16 protein-coding genes are annotated in these 20050 nt (G+C 40.9%); 4 read left to right on the forward strand and 12 right to left on the reverse strand.

Annotated features, from left to right (window positions below):
- The gene (locus GRP75_RS00740) at positions 1-1614 is read right to left on the reverse strand and encodes a xylulokinase (RefSeq protein ID WP_160788362.1); all 1614 of its coding nucleotides are present in this window, start codon (positions 1612-1614) and stop codon (positions 1-3) included.
- Positions 1615-1904: 290 nt separating this feature from the next.
- On the opposite strand from GRP75_RS00740, the gene GRP75_RS00745 reads away from it, so the two are divergent.
- From GRP75_RS00745 to GRP75_RS00755, 3 genes are all read left to right on the forward strand, one after another.
- Positions 1905-2993 (forward strand): GntR family transcriptional regulator, encoded by a 1089-nt coding sequence (locus GRP75_RS00745; RefSeq protein WP_023991084.1) that lies wholly within the window; start codon positions 1905-1907, stop codon positions 2991-2993.
- A 120-nt stretch (positions 2994-3113) separates the two neighbouring features.
- Positions 3114-4001, forward strand: coding sequence for a LysR family transcriptional regulator (locus GRP75_RS00750; protein ID WP_160788363.1), 888 nt, complete (start codon positions 3114-3116; stop codon positions 3999-4001).
- A 91-nt stretch (positions 4002-4092) separates the two neighbouring features.
- Entirely contained in the window at positions 4093-5034 is a 942-nt protein-coding gene (locus GRP75_RS00755; RefSeq protein ID WP_160788364.1) for an NAD(P)H-binding protein, read from the forward strand.
- A 77-nt stretch (positions 5035-5111) separates the two neighbouring features.
- Here GRP75_RS00755 and GRP75_RS00760 read toward each other — a convergent pair whose 3' ends face one another.
- Positions 5112-5573, reverse strand: a complete 462-nt coding sequence (locus GRP75_RS00760; RefSeq protein ID WP_071644079.1) for a phage tail protein — start codon at positions 5571-5573, stop codon at positions 5112-5114.
- Positions 5574-5752: 179 nt separating this feature from the next.
- On the reverse strand, positions 5753-7459 hold the full coding sequence (locus tag GRP75_RS00765) for a CocE/NonD family hydrolase (RefSeq protein ID WP_160788365.1): 1707 nt from the start codon (positions 7457-7459) through the stop codon (positions 5753-5755).
- Positions 7460-7828: 369 nt separating this feature from the next.
- Here GRP75_RS00765 and GRP75_RS00770 point away from each other — a divergent pair, with 369 nt between their 5' ends.
- A complete protein-coding gene (locus tag GRP75_RS00770) occupies positions 7829-8506 on the forward strand; it encodes a TetR/AcrR family transcriptional regulator (RefSeq protein WP_160788366.1) in 678 nt (225 codons plus the stop codon).
- 77 nt (positions 8507-8583) lie between these two features.
- On the opposite strand, the gene GRP75_RS00775 is transcribed toward GRP75_RS00770, so the two are convergent.
- The 9 genes from GRP75_RS00775 to GRP75_RS00815 form a co-directional block, all read right to left on the reverse strand.
- Entirely contained in the window at positions 8584-9120 is a 537-nt protein-coding gene (locus tag GRP75_RS00775; protein ID WP_160788367.1) for a YceI family protein, read from the reverse strand.
- Positions 9121-9376: 256 nt separating this feature from the next.
- Positions 9377-9979, reverse strand: a complete 603-nt coding sequence (locus GRP75_RS00780; protein ID WP_160788368.1) for a class I SAM-dependent methyltransferase — start codon at positions 9977-9979, stop codon at positions 9377-9379.
- A gap of 165 nt (positions 9980-10144) precedes the next feature.
- Positions 10145-11479, reverse strand: a complete 1335-nt coding sequence (locus GRP75_RS00785) for an SMI1/KNR4 family protein (RefSeq protein ID WP_160788369.1) — start codon at positions 11477-11479, stop codon at positions 10145-10147.
- A 339-nt stretch (positions 11480-11818) separates the two neighbouring features.
- On the reverse strand, positions 11819-12346 hold the full coding sequence (locus GRP75_RS00790; protein ID WP_053326487.1) for a hypothetical protein: 528 nt from the start codon (positions 12344-12346) through the stop codon (positions 11819-11821).
- Positions 12347-12487: 141 nt separating this feature from the next.
- Complete coding sequence (locus GRP75_RS00795; RefSeq protein WP_160788370.1) at positions 12488-13048, reverse strand: DUF4303 domain-containing protein; 561 nt, start codon at positions 13046-13048, stop codon at positions 12488-12490.
- Positions 13049-13150: 102 nt separating this feature from the next.
- On the reverse strand, positions 13151-15115 hold the full coding sequence (locus GRP75_RS00800; protein WP_160788371.1) for an elongation factor G: 1965 nt from the start codon (positions 15113-15115) through the stop codon (positions 13151-13153).
- 293 nt (positions 15116-15408) lie between these two features.
- Entirely contained in the window at positions 15409-17064 is a 1656-nt protein-coding gene (locus tag GRP75_RS00805) for an ATP-dependent nuclease (RefSeq protein ID WP_160788372.1), read from the reverse strand.
- Positions 17065-17341: 277 nt separating this feature from the next.
- Entirely contained in the window at positions 17342-18208 is an 867-nt protein-coding gene (locus GRP75_RS00810; protein ID WP_160788373.1) for a DNA adenine methylase, read from the reverse strand.
- Between the two features lie 31 nt (positions 18209-18239).
- Positions 18240-19850 carry a hypothetical protein gene (locus GRP75_RS00815; protein ID WP_160788374.1) on the reverse strand — a complete coding sequence of 537 codons (1611 nt, stop codon included), beginning with the start codon at positions 19848-19850 and terminating at the stop codon, positions 18240-18242.
- Between the last annotated feature and the right edge of the window lie 200 nt (positions 19851-20050).

A 20050-nucleotide genomic window follows, 5' to 3' on the forward strand; every position in this document is an offset into this window, starting at 1 on the left:
TCAATCCCTCCAGTTTTCCACTAGATTATCTACAGCAGCCTGTTCAATCGCTAGACCTTGTGTATAGCGTTCCATGAATGCTTCGAATCCCTTAACGTCGGAACTGTCAGGAGAAATTTCTTGCCCCTCAGCATCTCTAAATACTTTTTGGTCGAGGAAGTCTTCCAGACTTTCTTGTTGAGCCTTGTTCATCATGTAAGAAGCCAGAATAGCAATACCCCACGCCCCGCCTTCTCCAGCTGTTGACATCACTGATACCGGGACATTCATGGCAGCCGCAACGATTTTTTGTCCGACGATAGGGGTTTTAAATAAACCACCGTGAGCCAGTATGCTATCAATTGCGACATTTTCTTTCTTTGTCAAAATATCCATTCCGATTTTCAAAGCAGCAAACGCAGTGAAAAGATGAGTCCGCATGAAATTGGCCAAATTAAAACGGCTCTCAGGAGAGCGGACAAACAATGGCCGACCTTTCTCTATTCCGGTGATATTCTCCCCTGACAAATAGCCATAGCTGAGTAAACCGCCGCCATCTGGATCTGCTTCCAATGCCTTGTTCAGCAACACACTGAATAATTGGTTTGGATCGGCCTTTTGCCCCATTGCCTCATAGAACTCACGGAACAATCCCAGCCAAGCATTGAGATCACTTGAACAGTTGTTGGCATGAACCATTCCGACCGGATTACCATTCGGTGTAGTCACCAGATCAATTTCCGGATATACCGCTGAAAGATCCTTCTCTAATACAAGCATGGCAAAAACCGAGGTCCCCACAGAGACGTTGCCAGTCCGTTTCCTCACACTATTCGTAGCGACCATCCCTGTTCCCGCATCACCTTCTGGAGGACAAAGCGGAATACCTGGTTGTAAATCTTCGGATTTATCTAAGATTTTGGCTCCCGCGGCGGTTAGTACACCTGCCTGCTCGCCTGAAATATAAACTTTAGGGAGAATTCCTTCTAACTTCCAATCGTAACCTTTGGCTGCAATGAGTTCATCGAACTGCTTAACCATCGATTCGTTATAATCATGTGTAGTCTCATCAATTGGGAATATGCCCGAAGCATCTCCGATGCCAATGGACTTATTGCCAGTCAGCAGCCAGTGAATATATCCAGCTAACGTCGTCATAAAATCAATCTGAGGGACATGTTGCTCTTCGTTCAATATAGCTTGATACAGGTGAGCAATACTCCATCGCTCAGGGATGTTGAATTGGAATTTATCGGTTAACACTTTTGCCGCAACACCGGTTGTCGCATTCCGCCAAGTCCGGAACGGAACAAGCAACTCACCTTTGCTGTCAAAAGCCATATATCCGTGCATCATTGCAGAGAATCCTATAGAACCAACGGTACGAAGAGTGATTCCATATTTTCGCTCAACTTCTTGTTTCATTTCACTATAAGCCTCTTGTAGACCCGTAATAATACTCTCTAAGTTGTACGTCCAATATCCGTCTACCAAGAGATTTTCCCACTCATAGCTTCCAGATGCGATTGTTTCAAAATGATGATCAATCAGCACTGCCTTGATACGTGTGGATCCAAATTCGATACCAAGTGAGGTTTCTCCCTTAGTAATCGCTTGTTTAATGTCTTGATCCATGCTCACGTGACTCCTCTCTCTGAACAACTGTTATAATCGCAATAATTGAAAGAAGGCGCTTTCTTTAATTTACAACCTTAGTATATTTTTTGTTCGTACATTTGTCAACACGAATACATAGTTATACCTACAAATATTCTTACGAATTGAATGTTTCTCTATTTTTCCTTTAGTATTACTGCATGTTGGGCAATGGATTATAATAAGTTCATAATTATGCTAAAATATGTACATACAAATATTATGGGTGGGTAAATTGGTATTAGTACAACCAGGAAAGAAGGAATAAAGTGAAACCAAAGTATCAGGTCATCCTTGAGGATATAAAAAGCAACATTCTATCAGGAGCATACAGCGTAGGAGAACAAATTCCAACAGAATCGGCTTTGCAGGATATGTATAAAGTTAGTCGCCAGACGGTACGAAAGGCAATTTTAGAACTATCCAACGAGGGCTTTTTAAGAAGTGAAAAAGGATCGGGCACCTATGTCAGCAACCAATTCCGATCAAAAACCGGCGGGAATTCCAGTAATAAAACCATCGGAGTCATCACGACCTATATTTCCGATTACATCTTCCCTTCTATTATTCGCGGGATTGAAGCTAGATTGAATGAAGATAATTATTCATTGCTATTAGCTAGTACAAATAATGATGTCGCACAGGAAAAGAAAGCTTTGGAGATGATGTTGTCCTTTGGTGTGGATGGCTTGATCATTGAGCCTACGAAGAGCAATCTATATAATCCCAATATCTCTTACTATTTGACGTTCAAGGAGCAGGATGTTCCGTTCATCATGATTAATGCTTATTATGAAGAGTTGGAAGTTCCCTTCTTTTGTCTCGATGACGTACAATCCAGCTATCTGGCAACAAAAGAATTGATTGCTAACGGACACACACACATTGGTATCATTGCCAAAATGGATGATTTACAAGGAAAGCATCGAATGAAGGGCTATATCAAAGCGCTTGGAGAAGCCAAATTACGGTTTCACCCAGAGCAAGTGCTCTCATTCTATACAGAGACGAAGCAGGACCTGTCCGCCAACTTAAAAAAATTCCTTACCGAACAAAGAGATGGGTTAACCGCAATTGTCTGCTATAACGACGAGGTAGGATTAGAAGTTGTACATGTATGCAGACAACTTGGGATATCTGTTCCCGAAGACATATCCATTATTGGTCAAGATAATTCCTATATTTCCAAGAATGCAAACATCAAACTAACGACATTAACACACCCACAGGAACAAATGGGACGTGATGCCGCCGATTGGGTTATTAAGAAACTGCAAGGGAAGAAGGATCTACGCAACCACACCTATTATCAGCCCGTGTTGATTGAAGGGGAGACGGTAAAGAAGAAACTGAAGTAGATGGTGCTCACATTACCTCCAATTATGAACCGCCAGTTTGCCATTAACATTAGGGTATGCTGGCTTGAATTTATGGCGGGAACGTAAGTTTTAATAAATTCCATACAATTGGAGGTAAACATGAATCTAAAAAGAATAAAATATTTTATAGATCTCGTTGAATGTAGAAACTTCACAGAAACAGCAAAAAAGAATTTTGTATCGCAAACTACGATTAGCCAACAAATGGCCTCACTTGAGAATGAGTTCAACATTCAGTTAATTGATAGAAAACAAATTCCGATTGAGCCCACCAAAGCGGGATGGCTGTTTTATGCAGAGGCCGTCGTGCTCTGGAAGCAATATAATCATATGAAAACAAGCATGGAAAATTTTCTAAAATATAATACCCAGCTATTGAGTATCGAATATGCTACAATCACAGATATCCAAAGCTTATTAAAATTTATCCCTTCATTTAAAGAAAATCATCCAAAGATTAAACTTGAATTAAATAAAGTATTGCTAAAGGATATCGCTGAGTATCTGCAAAAAGGAATACATGACGTAGCCATTGCCTTTGACTCAGAGTTTAAAGGGAAAGAAGAAATCCTAACCCATACATTATATAGCGGACGATACTGCGCGGCCGTAAGTAAACAACATCCCCTCTTCAGTTTTGAGTCCATCTCAAAGGAAGAATTATATAAGTATCCGCTTGTCATGCTGAATCCAATGGTTATTGGAGACTCCTATTATTTAATGATTCAACATGCCATGGAAGATGGTTACCAGCCCAACATCCTTAGAACCGCAGACGATGTCGAAACAAAGCTGTTTTATATCATCACAGAGAATTTAATTGGCTTTTTCCCAGATAACTATGATCTTGCTGACCTGAAAGAAGAGGTCCGACTCATTCCCATACAAGGTTCACACCATACTTTTAAAATCGAAATAGGCTACTTGAAAAATAATTCTAATCCAGCATTATACTCATTCCTGCAACAAATACAAAATTCGTTTTAGCAATAGCCCATAAGTTTTTTGTATTATACTTTGTTATTTTTTTCACATAATATATAAGTATAGTTCATTTCAGCAAGGAGTGACGACAAACATGGGTAAGTTATTATTAACGGGTGTGGATGGCAATCTGGGCAGACAAGCGGCTGAATTTTTATTGAAATTAGTAGAAAAAGACCAAATTATTTTTTGTGCATATGATCCGGCATCTTTACAAGGGTATGCAGAACAAGGTATTGAAACGCATGTGACCAATTTCAATACAATAGACGGTCTTGCAGAAGCTTTTGCTAATGCAGATAAACTTGCTTTAATCTCCATGCCTTTTGTGGGGGTAAAACGCCAAAATGCACACAAAAACGTGGTCAATGCGGCGAAAGAAGCTGGAGTAACACAAATCATCTATACTTCATTGGTTAACGCGGCGGATGAATCCAATCCAAGTGTTGAAAAACTGGACCATGTCTATACAGAAGATTATATCAAAAGTGTCGGGTTAGATTATATTTTCCTGCGTAATTCGCAATATGCGGAAGCTATGGTTACCAATTACTTCACCTATGTGAAGTCTGACGGCGTGTTGAAAAACAACCAGGGTGACGGCAAGATGGCCTATATCTCACGGAAAGATTGTGCAAAAGCTGTCGCTTATGCATTAGCAGCAAGCAATTATCATGAGGCGATATTAAATATAAATGGTCCTGAATTAATAACAATGTCCGACTTTATCGAGATTGGAAATGAAGTAACGGGTCATCATATTACCTACAAGCAGATCACGGATGAAGAAAACTACGCCATATTTGATGCCATGGGTGTTCCCAGAACAACAGATGGCAAATTTGCAGAGGACTCCGAAGCCCCCTTCTCTTCTGAAGGTATGGTTACCTTTGGACAAGCTATTCGCTTAGGAAAAATGGATATATTTACGGACGACTTCAAGAAGCTGACGGGCCAAGATCCCGTAACAGTGAAATATATGTTTGAACATGCGAATGAGTACCAAGTGGGTGAACGACACTCCAAAGATAATTAATTCAAGTCATGATCATGTTTGCGGAGAGATCGGAAGCTGATTTACATCCGATTTCTCCAATTGCGCTTTTGCCTACTTTAGTATTCTCCTTTAATTACAAAAAATGAACCTCGGATTGTTCCAGCTAGTTTTGACTTCTGCCTAGCAAACTTAAACTTCCCTTCTAGCTCCTTTGGTACCTCCATCCCCTCAGAAAGCTTAAACCCAACGGCCCGCTTCTTAGTGTCATCAACCGTATACATGACGTTGACCTCAAGACCATCCTCATAAAAGACATAAGCAAATTTAATATTTTCCACTTGAAAACGTGACGTTTCTAAAGGTTTGGCCGCAAACTCAATATCACGCTCTTTCAGAATTCGGTTCACATAATCAAGGGTCTCCTGACTTTCACTAGCTGACACAACCGTAAATTCATGCTTGTATTTGTTCATAAAGTAACGGGCTTCATTAGCACGCAAACCAGCAAGCGCTTCTACTACAGGTGAAGACTCTAAACCAACCGTAGACACATTATTAAAATCAACGATATAGGACATTTCCACATCTCCTTTTATCTCATTATTCCCCAAAAAACTTGCCGCTATTTATGTTACGGTTCTGGCGCTCACAACTTACTGGTACACATAAATCGTCACCGATCCAAAGGAATATTCTCTCCAACTTCCTTCTGTCTGAGGGAACATGGGCGTTGGGAAGCATGTCAACTTGAACTCAGTTAGGGTATAATCGGCAGCAACAAATAAGAATCAAATTCATCCCCTGTATATAGGGTAATGTCTGCATCCCATACCCTGTCATCCCCCGTCTGAGTCAGCAGTGCGCAGCCACTTTGATTCTGACTTCCAATTTCCAGGAGCAATCGGTTCCCTTTAGCTACAACAATTGCACTATCCCATATCTCAATATCCAAGCAATAGACTTCTCCTGGAACCAGCTTTTGAAACTCATCGAAGGTGTAATAAGGCTTATACTCCGTAGATAATTCATCATCAGTTTTACGTAAGGAAGCGCGCAGCCAGCCCTGGCTAATTGGAAATTTCTCTGTTAGTGCTCCTGAGTTAACGACCTCATTGCCTAGTGAGTCAATATTTCGCAAAGATACGAAAATGTCCATATCATCTGTAGTTGACGATGCCCACAAACGGAGTTTGATAGGCCCGAGAATTTCTGTTTCGTTATCAAACGGATCGGTTTCAAACAGAACACGCTTTGAATTGTTTTCCTCTCTCGAGAATTCTTTCACCATAAAAGGCTTCGCCCAGTGCTTTGACTCGCACTCCTTATCGCCTTCATAGCAAAGCTGGGCCTTGGCTTGCGGAGGCTCTTGCGAAAGCAAATTCGAGCTTGCATCAAGGTAAAAGCGGGTCCATTGGGTGCGCTTAAGCGGATACTCGTTCTCGTAGCGCCATGTGTAGTTATTGCCTCCGCGAGGAATGGCAAGCTTCACTTTCGGTTCTCTCATTATGCCAGTATCGATTCCTTTAAGCCAATAATCCAGAAATTTTTTCTGCAGTTCCCGACCCTGAGCGGTGTAAAATGCACCAACATGGCTCCCGATATGTACTTCAAGCCACTTGTGCTCTGATACCGCATTCTGAAAACCCAGGAAATTTCCACGGGTATGCATTCCGGCGCTAAACCAGTTGCTTGCGGATAATAAAGGCACCTCTACTTTACTCAAATCAGAAAATCGATTCGTCCACGATTGATCACGTAATGGATTGTTTTTTACCATCTCCGGGAAATCAGTGCGATTGGCTTGCAATTGTTCTTCCGAGAATTTTCCATCGGGATTGTATTGATGCGCCAAAACTCCGTTCTTCCACCAGAATGAAAGAAAACCGTTCGCCTGGATTCCGCCCGGATAACAGAATTCTGCATAATAATCTACTGTACCTTCCCAAGGTATGATACAAGCTAAATGAGGAGGTTGTTCGGATGCCACGGCCCATTGACTCATAGCCAAATAGGAGATGCCCAGCAGTCCTATCTTTCCATTGCTCCATGGTTGCGTTCCAGCCCATTCGATTGCATCATAATAATCTTTCTTCAAAGAATTTGATAATATATCCAGCTTTCCTGGAGAATTACCGATACCACGTTCATCTACTCGCAAGACAATATAACCTTGCGGCACCCAAAATTCAGGATTTGGTGTTTCCCAACTAATTAAGGGCCCTTTATCCTGCGAATGTGTATATTCTATTGCGATTGTTGGATTAGCAGGAGCAAATCGAGAGAAATGAAGATCCTTTCCATACGGACACATCGTCATGATTACTGGAAAACTCCCCTCCACATTAGGCTGATAAAGATTTGCGGCGAGATAATTCCCGTCTCTCATAGGAATCTGTACTTCTTTCCAAGTAATTTCATAAAAGTGATTACTTCTTTCGTTAATGTCGATAGGTAATGGATTCATAGCTTGCCTCCATTTGATAGTTTTTCTTCAAACCAGTCAATCAATAAGCAGCGTGCTTCTGTATCCTGTTCAATCGCATTGTGAACTTTAGGCCTCTTTCTGATTTCTTGCAAGGGGTTCACTCCCTTCAATAATTATTCAGAAAAGTTTTAGTACACGTGTACTAAAATCAGTATATTCCTGCAAATACAGCAACTCAACTCTGGTCTTTATTGGGAATGGCACTCTTGGCTGAGGATTTTCGCAAATTATCTCTCGAATTCTTCCGTATTCTTAATCAAGCTACTTATTTCGGTCTTGAAGGAACAATTTATGATATAATGCTTTTGATTTCAAGTGCATAGCACAAACGCTCTAAAGGAGATAGAAATGGATATTAATTTAAGGGATAAGATCCTTGAGACTGCAATTGAATTATTTAATAAAAAAGGATATGCATATGTAACATTGAGGGATATTTCCGATGCGTTAAATATAAGTCCTGGTAATTTGACATACTATTTCAAAAAAAAACATGATCTTATGATTGGTGTTATGGCAATGCAGTATGAAGAATACCAAAACTTAAATTTCTCAGCGGAGGTTTCTATCGAAGGGCTGAATCAGCAGTTTTTAATTCTTAATGCATTCCGTAAAAAATATTTCTTTTATTTCTCCAGTTTTACAGAATTGCCTAAGTTGTATCCGGAGATAGCTAAAATGCAAATTAAGGTTGTTAATGATTTCTATACGCTTTTTACCAACATATTTAAGGGGTTTGTTAATAAAGGAATTATGAAAGAAGAATTATATGCTGGGCAATATGAAGATTTGTCTATTTCTTTACTATCGATAAATATGTATGGTACACAGGAAATAATTCTTCTCCAAAAATTTCTTACAAATCCAAAAAACATCTTGTCCATCCTATGGAGCCTTATACTTCCTCATCTAACCAAAGAAGGAATGGCCATGTATTGTCGGATAACGCAGGTTGATAAAACTATCCCCCCCAAGCTATGCTACAAGCCAGATCAATCGGATGGAAGCTTGGAAGGCTCAACATGAGGCCGCCAAGGCATCTTTTTGTAGCGGCAAGTTTTTGAATAAGGACCATCCCGATAAAAGGATGGCCTTTAGGACCGCTAATCTACTATTTTAATTGCCTCGATATAAAGTTCGATTCTCACTTCATTCCCGACAACAATCCCGCCTTTTTCCAGATGCGAGTTGAATGTCAAGCCAAATTCATTGCGTTCGATACTGGCTGTTGAATGAAATCCTACACGTTCCCGGCCGCGAGGGTCTTTATTTAGTCCTTCAAAAACGGTATGAAAAGTGATGGGTTTTGTTACTCCATGCAAAGTTAGATTGCCCGTAAGTTCATATTGCCTTTCGCCAGCAAGGACGCAGCTGGTGCTTTGAAACGTAATGGTTGGATACTTGGCTGCATGAAGGAAGTCGTCGCTCTTCAGGTGCTCATCTCGTTGCGATTGGCGAGTTGTGATACTATTTGCGTCTATGGAAGCCTGAATACCCATGGTTGTTAAATCATTGGGGTCAAAACTCAAGATCGCTTGGAAATGCTCGAATACTCCTTTGATTCTATTAATCATTAAATGCGTCACCGAAAACTCGACGGAGCTGTGGTCCCGATCCACTTCCCAATTGATATTGCTCATAAATAGATTCCACCTCTATGATAAGATTTGAGAAAGGTCGCCCTATCTCCAAAACACTGCGCTATTCGCATGCTCCTAATATACAAAAACGCTACTGACAACGGGATGTCAGTAGCGTTTTAGCATTTTTTCGGCTTCCTCGTATATCCGATTCGGACTGTGCAAGAAGCATGGGGCTGTCTCATAAGGGGCGGCCTTTTATTTCGTTGTACCTTAGAATCCCGACTATAAGGAGAGTTGATTTCTGCCTAAAAGTTTATTTCCGAGAATCAAGAATAAACATAGATGCATCTTGTCCCATGAATATTTTACTTCCATTATAAAAAGTTTTGGATTGAATATCTCTATACCCTATTTTAGTCATAATGTCAGCCAGCTCTTCTTGATGAAACCCGTTGTGAACTATATCTGAAACTACTTTTTCATTTTTATTAAAATCTACGATTAGTAAATGTCCTCCCTCATTTAGAACATCAAATAATCTGGATAAAACGAATTCAACATCATGAATATGGAGCAGAACCTGAGCCATAAAAATATAATCCGCATGTAAATCCGTTAAACCTTCCTTTTCAAAATCAAAACATAATGTATCTGCATTCCGAATATGAAGATCAGTAATTTTTTGTTTTATTTGATTAATCATGTTTTGTGAAGTATCCAGAAAAAGCATAGAATTAAAATCGTTTAACAAGTTCATTCCGACAAGACCCGTTCCACACCCAAAATCAATAGCATTCTTACTATTAGCGTCAACTACATATTCACGAATGGCATCAGATGATGCCTTTGCAATTTGAATTCTTTCCGAAGTGTCATATATATTCGCTATCATTTCAAACTTATCCGTATTTCCCATAATTACCTCCCCAATCCGCCTTAATAAAATCCTGAATACAACCATATAGAATGATATTCTATCAAGCATTAGCATTTAGTCCACATTCTTATTCATGCTTATGGAAAAACAAAACCTCTGTATGAATGGAGGAGACAACCTTGGGGTGGTTCATGTACACCTTCTTCACGATTCGTCTTTGTCGAAATAATCATCTGGCAAATGCAGTTCTCGCAAACAACCGATAAATTTTTCTCTGAAATTCGGATTGCTTTTGTATTCCGGCCATACCACCTTATAGGAAGGCAGCAACTTCTCATGTGGAATAATGCCCCAGTATAAAATCAAGTTATTCAGAACCTGCGGGCCGCCCTCCATCAACATCTGTTCAATGATCTGCCAGCTTCCCAGCTTGTTTTCGCAACTGCGCGCGGCATAGATGGCAGTGGTCTGCATTTTCGGGTCGGCGTGACACAAGAAAGGCGCAAAGTTCTGGAGAGTAATCGCACCGTAATCTTCCAAGATATACCCTGCATAACGCAACGTTTCCGGGTCGTGAATCCTGTCAAGCCTTTGCAAGATCACTGGAATAAATTCTGTTAAATTCACAGTTTTACCGGAAGCATGCAGAATCTGTAAAGCTTGCAGAAAATCCTCATGCCCATCCGATTGCAACAGCTCCAGAAGATATTTTCTACCCGCGTCAAAAGAAGTTTTGCAGATTAGCCAAATGGCTGTGGTCCGATTTTTTAGGCTTTGCTCCGCAATATTTTTCAAAAAAGCAAGGGTTAGCTGAGAGACCTTCTTAAACTTGAACATTCCATCAAGCGCTTTGACTTGGATTTCTTCGTTTGGAGCGCTCTGATAAATCTGGATCAGTGCATTCTCATCACCCGGCATTCGACTGCCAAACCACCCGATATCATAATCCAGAATAATTTCATCCAGCCAGCGCTCGTACCAATCCAGAAAGCTGCCTTCATAGACAAAGAAAAAAGGATGATCGGGATGAAAATCGGAGGTGTACACAATCCTCCCCCTATATTTCCCTTCAAGTACGAGATACATGTCGTATTCGCAGCCTTGGGTACCTATGCACAACATGCCGCCCAACACCTGATTACAGGTATCGTCGTATTCCTCATCGGGAATGTGCTCGTCCCTGGTCAGGGGCTCAATCAGATGGTTCCATTCCTCTTTGGTCATCCCGGGATGCAGAACGGATTTGGCAAGGAGTGCCTGGCGCTCGGTGTAGGAAGTTGCCTTTCCAATTGAATAAATTCCATAGTAGGGTCCGGCGCCTCCGTTGCCGATTTTCGTTAAAAACAGCGCGTAAGGCTCAGGAAGTGTGACCTGATTGAGGGTTTGCCAGTCCTCCAGCTCTTTTGCTGTAAGCTTCTCTTTAACCCTATATTGATGTGAGGATGCTCCAAACACCGAGAAGTCCGCATCTTTGCGCATAGCTTGACTCAATTTGTTATTTATTCGATCCAATTGCGTTTCTTTCTTCCTAAACCACATATTTGAACCCTCCTGTTGACCATATCCAGGTTTCCTTGTTTGCTTATCCAGCAATTTTATTGTTTTTTCTATGGGTCGTACCTCTTTAAAATGATATGTATCTTTAATTAATCTTTCATTGTAGCTTCTATTAAGGTCCCCTGGACCACCTTAGATTACCATACAAAAAATGCATATGAAAGGAATCCATATGGGGGCCAACACGAATTTGTTAGGATACGGAAACTTGGCAAATTTAATGACAAAGAACGTGATCATTTTTATTCTTGTTAGAAAGTGATGGTGTGGGCTAGCCCCCTTTGACCACTCAATGGGGGCTTAAAGTTCACAGGGACACGATTATTCGTTATCCGGCGTGGCCGGACTGGCCGGGGGCATCAAACCTTTAACGGCGCCGAGAAACGGACGAATGGACTTGATCATACCGTAGCCCATCTTCACGACCGGGACAAATTTCTGGATCATGCCGAACAGCCGCAGGCCGCCGCCGAGCATACTGCCAAGCCCTCCTGCGCCTGCAGTGGAGCCGCCAAGGCCGCCTAACAGCGAGCCCATCATCGGCAGGAATGCCGACACCTTGGCGTCCGGCTTGCGGGAGCGCGAACGGCCAGACGGCTTACGCGCGCCGCCTTTCCGGTTGCCGAGACGGACGCCCGGGGCATGCGCACCAGCTCTGCGTTTGAGAGATCGGGAGTCTTGCTTCCCGGAAGAAGCGCGTGGGGGGACTCCGGCGCTGGCAAGTACTAACCCGCCATAATTAGCGTCGGTGATGTAGCCGACGTAAGTCTCTCCGCTGTGCAGGGTGACACAGACCGGACGGCCCTGAAACTTCTTAGCCCGTGCACGCATCTCTTTCGATTGTGCCATGGAAGTTCACCTCGCTCACTGATTATAATTCAGTTTACGCCAGGGGCGGGCTGCCTGCTTGTGCGAATGGGACATACGCACGCCAAAAATCGCTTGATGATTAGGCATTTTACAACTCCCCCTCAAGAAACGCGAAACCCCTTACTCCGCTGCTTCCGCCAGCCATGCTCGCATAGCCGGAGACTCCGCCCGATTCAAACGTAGGGCGATTTCGGTATTGATCTCATCCGGCGGCATAACCTCGACAAGGACACATACAGACTCTCGCGGTTGATTCAAGGCAAACACGCCTTCATCATCGAGCATTTGCATCGCCAGCTCCATGGCCTTCAGCCTCGAATCAAATTCACGATTCCATTCATCAGCTTCAAGCTCCGCAATAGAAGGACGCTCCATAAACAATTGTTTAACATCATCGAAGTTCTCATCCCTGAAACAACAATAGGGTGAATCGGCATAGGACCATTTGATGAGTTCCGCAATCGTTGACCCCGGCGTGTCACTTTCTTCTCCTTGCCTGGCTGCTTCCCTCTCCAAGGCCTCCCATGACCAGGCGGAGATGCTTGGCGCATGTCCCTCTCCAGTAGTAAATAGCGTGCAGTAATAGTAACGTTCGCCATTTTCAAAAAGAGTGCGAAAGGATGTCCTAGCCACATCGACAATTTCCGCCGCCAGCGCCTCTATTCCTTGCGTCGGTTTCATGACATTCGCTCCTTAGCCCTATAAATATATCTTATTTCCATTATAAAAATTGTTCGTACTAGATCTACCTACTTTTCACCTGAATCCTGGAAATATGGGCGATTAAGGTTCTAATTCAAGGTGCATCTTGGCTTCCGCCTCATCCCATGGCACCGAGTAACCCGCCCCCTTGGCGCAAAAGATGGAGGAGGATGTATACAGTGGGTCTGCCCCTTTGCGGTAGCCCATCCGTTCTATGACTTCCTCCGTGTTATGGCAGCGGTCGTAGCCGCTGAACACGCAGCGGATACTGCCTCGTCCATGCGTAAAGGATGCAAATTCGGCACTGTAGTTCATGAAAGTCGACACGGGCACCCTACCCGTGACCACCGCTTGCGTTCCGGTTGTTTGCGGCGGATTAAAAATACCTGAAGCACGCTGAATATCGGACAGCACCCTGCCCATTTCATCGATAGCGACCTTGATTTTGAAATCGTAATAGGGCTCCAGCAGCACGTTGTCCGCCTTCTCCAGTCCCTGCCGTAGTGCTCGAAAGGCAGCCTCACGAAAATCGCCACCATGGGTATGTTCTTTATGCGCGCGGCCCCTCAGTAGCGTAATGTTCACGTCGGTGACCGGCATGCCGGTCAGCAGTCCGTGATGCTCCCGTTCATAGAGATGATTCCGAATCAGATTCTGGTAGCTGACATTCAGATCATCGGCATGACACCTGCTATCGAACATGATGCCATTGCCCCTTGCTCCCGGTTCAATCAGCAAATGCACTTCCGCATAATGCCTGAGCGGTTCGAAGTGGCCGTACCCTTTCACAGCCGATTGAATCGTTTCCTTATACAAGATTTCCGGTTGTCCAAATGAGATAGCAAAGCCAAACCGCTCTCTAACAAGCTGCTCCAGCACTTCCAGTTGAATCAATCCCATGACGCGGATAGAAATCTCCTGCAATTTCTCATCCCAAACGACGTTCAGAGACGGCTCCTCCGCCTCCAGCGTGCGAAAAGCACCGAGCACCTTCTGTACATGTATCGAATTGTCGAATAATACCTTCGATTGTAACGTCGGCTCCGACTCGTAAGCTAACTTGTCCGATATCGACCCCAGGCCTTGTCCAGCCCCGGCGGCGGACAATCCGGCAACCGCAAACAAATCGCCGGCTTCCACTTGCTCCACCGGCTGCGATTTAAGACCGTTAAACAAGAAGAGCCGCGTAACTTTTTCGTCATATTGAACCCCGCCGCTCTCGTAACTAAGCTGTTCTCTCACCTTTAGCCGACCACCCAGCGCCTTAATGAACGTGAGTCTCGCTCCGCCTGCATCGTGCCGAATTTTATAAACCCGCCCCTGGAACGAAGCATTCTCGTCATAAGTGGTTGTCGTCAGCAGATGCAGCTGATCCAGAAATTCAATGACGCCTGCATCCTGAAGCGCAGAGCCGTAAGCACAGGGGAAGAGAAGACCTGCCGCTATCATCCTCTGCAAGGCCTCCAGCCAGAAGCCGGAATCCTCTCTCCCCTCCAGGAATGCTTCCAGCAAGGCTTCGTCCCGCTCCGCCATGGCCTCCCGCAGCGGCTCACCGACTATGCCGTCAGCGAAGCTCTGTGTAATGCAGCATACTTCCCCCGTCAACTGCTGACGGATATCCGCCTCGGTTCTGCCTGCATCCGCACCGATCCGATCCGTCTTGTTGATAAAGAAGAACGTCGGAATCCGATGCTTGCGCAGCAGCTGCCAGACCGTCTCCGTATGACCCTGGACACCTTCAACTGCGCTTACAATCAGGATGGCATAATCAATGACCTGAATCGCCCGCTCCATCTCCGGGGAGAAATCGACGTGTCCGGGCGTGTCTATTAAATAATAGCTGTCTCCTTTATATTCTATTACCGCCTGATCTGCGAACACCGTAATACCCCTTGCCCGCTCGATGTCGTGGCTGTCCAGAAACGCATCCTGATGATCCACCCGCCCCCGCGACCGGATACTGTTCGTATGGTACAGCAGCTGTTCCGCAAAAGTTGTCTTACCTGCATCCACATGGGCGAACAGGCCAATCGTTAGTCGCTTCATAGAATCCCACTTTCAACGCTTCTTGTTAATACTGCTCATTTTATTAAAGCATAGAAATCGGGAGAGTGGGTAGGAGTTGGTTTTGAGAGGGGGTCTTTTTTCATAGATAGAAATAAAAGCAACGAGTTACATTTATGATCCTCTTCCTACCATTTTATGGTTATTCAACAAACCTGATAGAATAATTAACTACGGCATCAAAAAAACCTTTGTAGGCTTACAAAATCCTGCGGTCTGTTAGAACCAAATAGTGTACATGATGTAAATTATTATCAGAAGTAAATTTAAGAATATCAAGCATAATTCCATTCATTTGAATTTATTTCATGGAACTCTGCAACTTTTTTAAACATAATATTCAAATCTTTATAAAATTTATTAATCGCACCCACATTTTCCGGGTTATTCACCCAGTGCTTAAACAACAGTTCGAAAAACCGCTCATGTTTAATAAAAGCTTTCTTGCTTAACTCTCTTTTTACACCGTGCGTTGATTTTCCTGTATTTTCAAGATCGATCAAAGTATTTGCAATATTATCAATATCAGGACGAATATTATCCCTGTAATAGACTTTGCCGAAATTTAAATTAAGTATTGTTTCGTCAGTCCAAAAAGCATCATCATTATCAAAGAGCATAACAGAATAATCCATAATCAAATTCTCAGGGGAAGCATTTCCAGGTAGAGTAATCAGATACTTGTTATAATCAGGGCGTTGATCACCGTCTAATACACATATAGACTGCATCGTAGATTTTAACAAATATGTATCGCTAAATATGTTAATTAAGTTTGTTGCTCCAATATTAGCATTTACAAAATGAAAGTATCGTCGAACTTTCGTAAAATTAAGCCTATTTTCAGCAAAATAATCCAAAATAATATTTAAAAAGATTCGAGCTTCATTATCCTCCGTAAATATTGGTATAACTCTACTTATATAAATATCATCATGTGTTTTGCCGTGTAAGAACATTTTTATTTTATAAATATCGGGGGAATCCATCTTGAGTACCGAAGTAATATTGTCAATAAGATAAAGAACGTTCTCTTTTTCCTTTAAAGCGTGTTCCAATAAATATAAACTATGGGTTGTAAATATAACTTGTATCTTAAACTCTGATGAGTATTGCTTTAATAGTTGCATGAGTTGAATTTGTAAAGATGGATGCAAAGTAGCATCAAACTCATCAATCAATAAAATACTTTCTATATCTCGGTTACTCTGAATGCTTTTAAAATAATACTTTAATGAAATTATTGCAGTAATTAATATAAATAGATTATCTTCTCCCGCTGAGATTGTATTTGAATCAATCCCGCTATCATTACTTGAGAAATCAGTACGTGTTTTAATATCACCCATTTTTTGAGGGACCATTGAAGAAATTTTGATTCCTGTGAATTTTTCATACACACTAGCAATTTCATCTTGATATTCAATGGGTAAAGTTTTTTTCAGACCCTCAACAGCTTCATCATTCTGATATTCTCCAAAGGGAACAAGCCTTGACAATCCTAAATATATAATTGGACAGAAAGGTAATGAATCAGATGTACCTGGTTTATATCGTGGCTTAACAGCATATCTATTGGTAATCTTTGATGTATGCTTTCTAAAACTAAGCGGATCTCTGTGATAGTATTCGACATTAAACAAAATACCCTTATGCCCATTAGCTGGATCATTATATGTTTTATCCCCACGACTAAGGCTTTCTATTTTAGGATTAGTGATGCTATTGATTTTCTTAATAGTATCTAAGCAAGAACCATTATCTATCCAATCACAATTTTTCGTAGGCGCTTGAAAAGAGTTACTGATTATATGTAATAAAGAAGTCTTACAAGTTCCATTAGTACCAGAAATTATATTAATTTTATTTGAAAACTCGAAATCAAGGTTTTTAATTTTTCTATATTGAAAAACCGATATTTTTTTTACCATTACTAATCTCCTTTGCAAATTATGAAGCCTACCAATTTCGACAAAATGTAACTCACTTGCGTAAATTATACTACATAATAACCCATCCATTACAACTCAACTTGTAAATGAATTTTTGATTACGATGTACTTTTCATGTCTTTTCTCAATTGTTGGACTGCATTCAACAATTGAGGTATAAAATATTGATAGACCCTTCACATAATAGAAGGGCCTTGGTTTAGGTTTAGTGTTCGTATTGTATTTAAATCCTCTAATTAATTTTAATTATATATCACTATTCTTCAAATATAACCTTGCCGTAAGATTCAACACGGGTTCTTTTATTATGAAATAAATACTCTTTCTCTTTTCGAGTCTTTCTTGCTGAATATTGAAGAGTGTATGTTTTCCTAGAACAAGCTCCATATATTTTAGATATCTCTTCTTCGAAATCATAAGTTGTTATCCAATGATAATTATCTAAACTTATGATTTCATCAGCTAGAGACTTGTGGTCATCGTGGGTAAAAAAATTAGTATAAAGATTTTTCCCTTGTTTGTAATAGGGAGGATCAAAAAAAATAAATGTATTTTGAGTGTCCATTTTTTCTTTTATTATATTTCTAATAAATATTAAAGCATCATAATTGTACAGCAAAATAGCATGTCTCATTTTAGATATATCAGAAATTTTTTTAATAAGAGAGACCTTATTAAACCGGCAATCCAATTTATAGTCACCTGACTGATTATGCCCTCCAATGGGACCTCCTGTTATTATTCCTGAATTGTTAGTACGATTTAAAAAGAATGTTGCAAAGCCTAGCTTAAGCAAGTCTGATTCATCCTTCTTAGTATAGATTTCCTTCTGCTTGTACCATTCTTTCATATTAATTGGGGTTTCTAATATAAACTGAATAAAATCATTAGTGTTATTTAAAACTGAGTACCACATAGCATAAATAGCTATATCAAAATCATTTATGATAATATTGGTCACTTTATTTTTCAGAAGCAATTCTATAGCTATCCCTGCCCCTCCTGCGAAGGGCTCAATATAAGTTGCATTAGCTATATTGTTATACAGCAACAATTGTTCCACAAATTTTGTCATCTGAGATTTCCCACCAGGATATCGCAGTGGAGACAAAGTAGTTGGCATTAAATCACCCCAAGGCCTATATCTTTTACTACTAGATATGACTATTCAAATTTTCTATCATGTGCTTCACAAACAATCTCCATCTTCGTTCAATATCCCATAAAATATCTGGTGAAGGTAGATTATACTTCCCATGTGTAATTGAATTTAATTCATCGTGGTCCTTTTTCCCAAAAGCTACATTTATAGTTCTCTGATAATTTTGATTAATATTTTGCAAAGATTTATTACTTACACAATAATTCAATAAATCGGTCATAGACGGATCCTTCTCCGGTTTCTTCCATTCATTAAAAAGTCCATTTTTTATTAAATACTCTTGTAATGTACATTCCAAGAGAGTGCGAGTCAAATACGTTGCACTTAACGTATAGGTAGAAACTCTCAATCTATGTAATTCATAGAGAGATCTTTTAATCCCTGGATGTTGCCCATAATATATAATACCCTGAAACAAAAAAGAGATACTTTCAGGTTTTTGTTGCTTTAAGTTGTCTAAAGGATTTGGCTGTGATTCAGGACTTAAGTGCAATGTTAGTTGTTCTTCCTGATTATCAGGTTTTTCATTAGGTTGTCTGGCAGTTGGCTCTTCTAAGACAGTTCTACCTTCCGGCTTGACCAGCTCCTCTATGACTGGCCTGTCCTCTGGCTTGACTAGCTCCTCTACGACTGGTCTATCCTTCGGCTTGACCGGCTCCTCTACGACTGGTCTATCCTTCGGCTTGACTAGCTCCTCTACGACTGGTCTATCCTTCGGCTTGACTAGCTCCTCTACGACTGGTCTATCCTTCGGCTTGACCGGCTCCTCTATGACTGGTTCGTCCTCTGGCTTCACTGGATCCTCTAAATCTGATATTAAGCTTCGCCAATTTTCGTTTTTAATGAAATAGTTGTTATAGAAGCTTTCTCGGTCTTCTTTGTAGTAAACATCACTTACAGTAATCTTCTTACTTTTTATAAGTTTTAGAATATAATAGATCTTTTTTTCACTATCACTATTAACTAGTTTTATTTCAGGCAACTTTTTATCAATTATGACCCCTAAACGGGTTCTCAAATCAGGATCACTGAATATACGTTCCATTGTTGAAAGAGACCGTTCAACTTTGAGTATGTTATCTAAGAATTCAATCAAATAAATTTTATAGTCGTCATTCATAAATCTATTCTGTGCCTTATAATCCCAAGGAAGACGCCCAGCACCGTTGTTCTCCCCAGTATGCTTGTTTTGAATAGTTCTTTTCATTAAAGATTCTTCAGCAGGAATATCATATATAACACAATCAACAGTCGAGATAGGTGTATAGTTAAAATCTGCTTTTATTTTTTTTATACGGTTAATCAATCGACCTCTATTATCAATATCAAGAGGTAAGAGCTCAGGGGTATTCAGTAGTTTTATGCAAGTAACACGTCTATTACCATCCATTACTAGATATTTATTTGGTGCTCCATTTCCAACAATAATTATTCGCTCTGATATTTCAAAACCATATTCAGCAATTGATTTCATTAGATTAAAAAGTTTTTTTTCATTCTTGAACAGTATTTTTATTGCCGCAGCCTCATCTTCTTGAGATTCATCTCTTGGATTATCCTCATTTATGTAAAGATCGTCAATTTTAATAACCTTAGGCTTCAATACACTTTCCTCTCTTCCTAATAAAAATAGGCCCTAAGCCTTTTTCCTGTGTATTAAATAATACCATAAAAGTAGCGTTTAGATATTTTAATCTCCCAAACAGAGAAAGGTGCTATTTTGAATCTTTCCCTTAATTTCAACAATTTTCGATGCCCTCTTTTAAACAAAACATTCATAGCTTCTCACCCGTTTCCTAGCGA

The organism is Paenibacillus sp. OT2-17 (assembly GCF_009827695.1).
Classification (GTDB): Bacteria; Bacillota; Bacilli; order Paenibacillales; family Paenibacillaceae; genus Paenibacillus; species Paenibacillus polymyxa_B.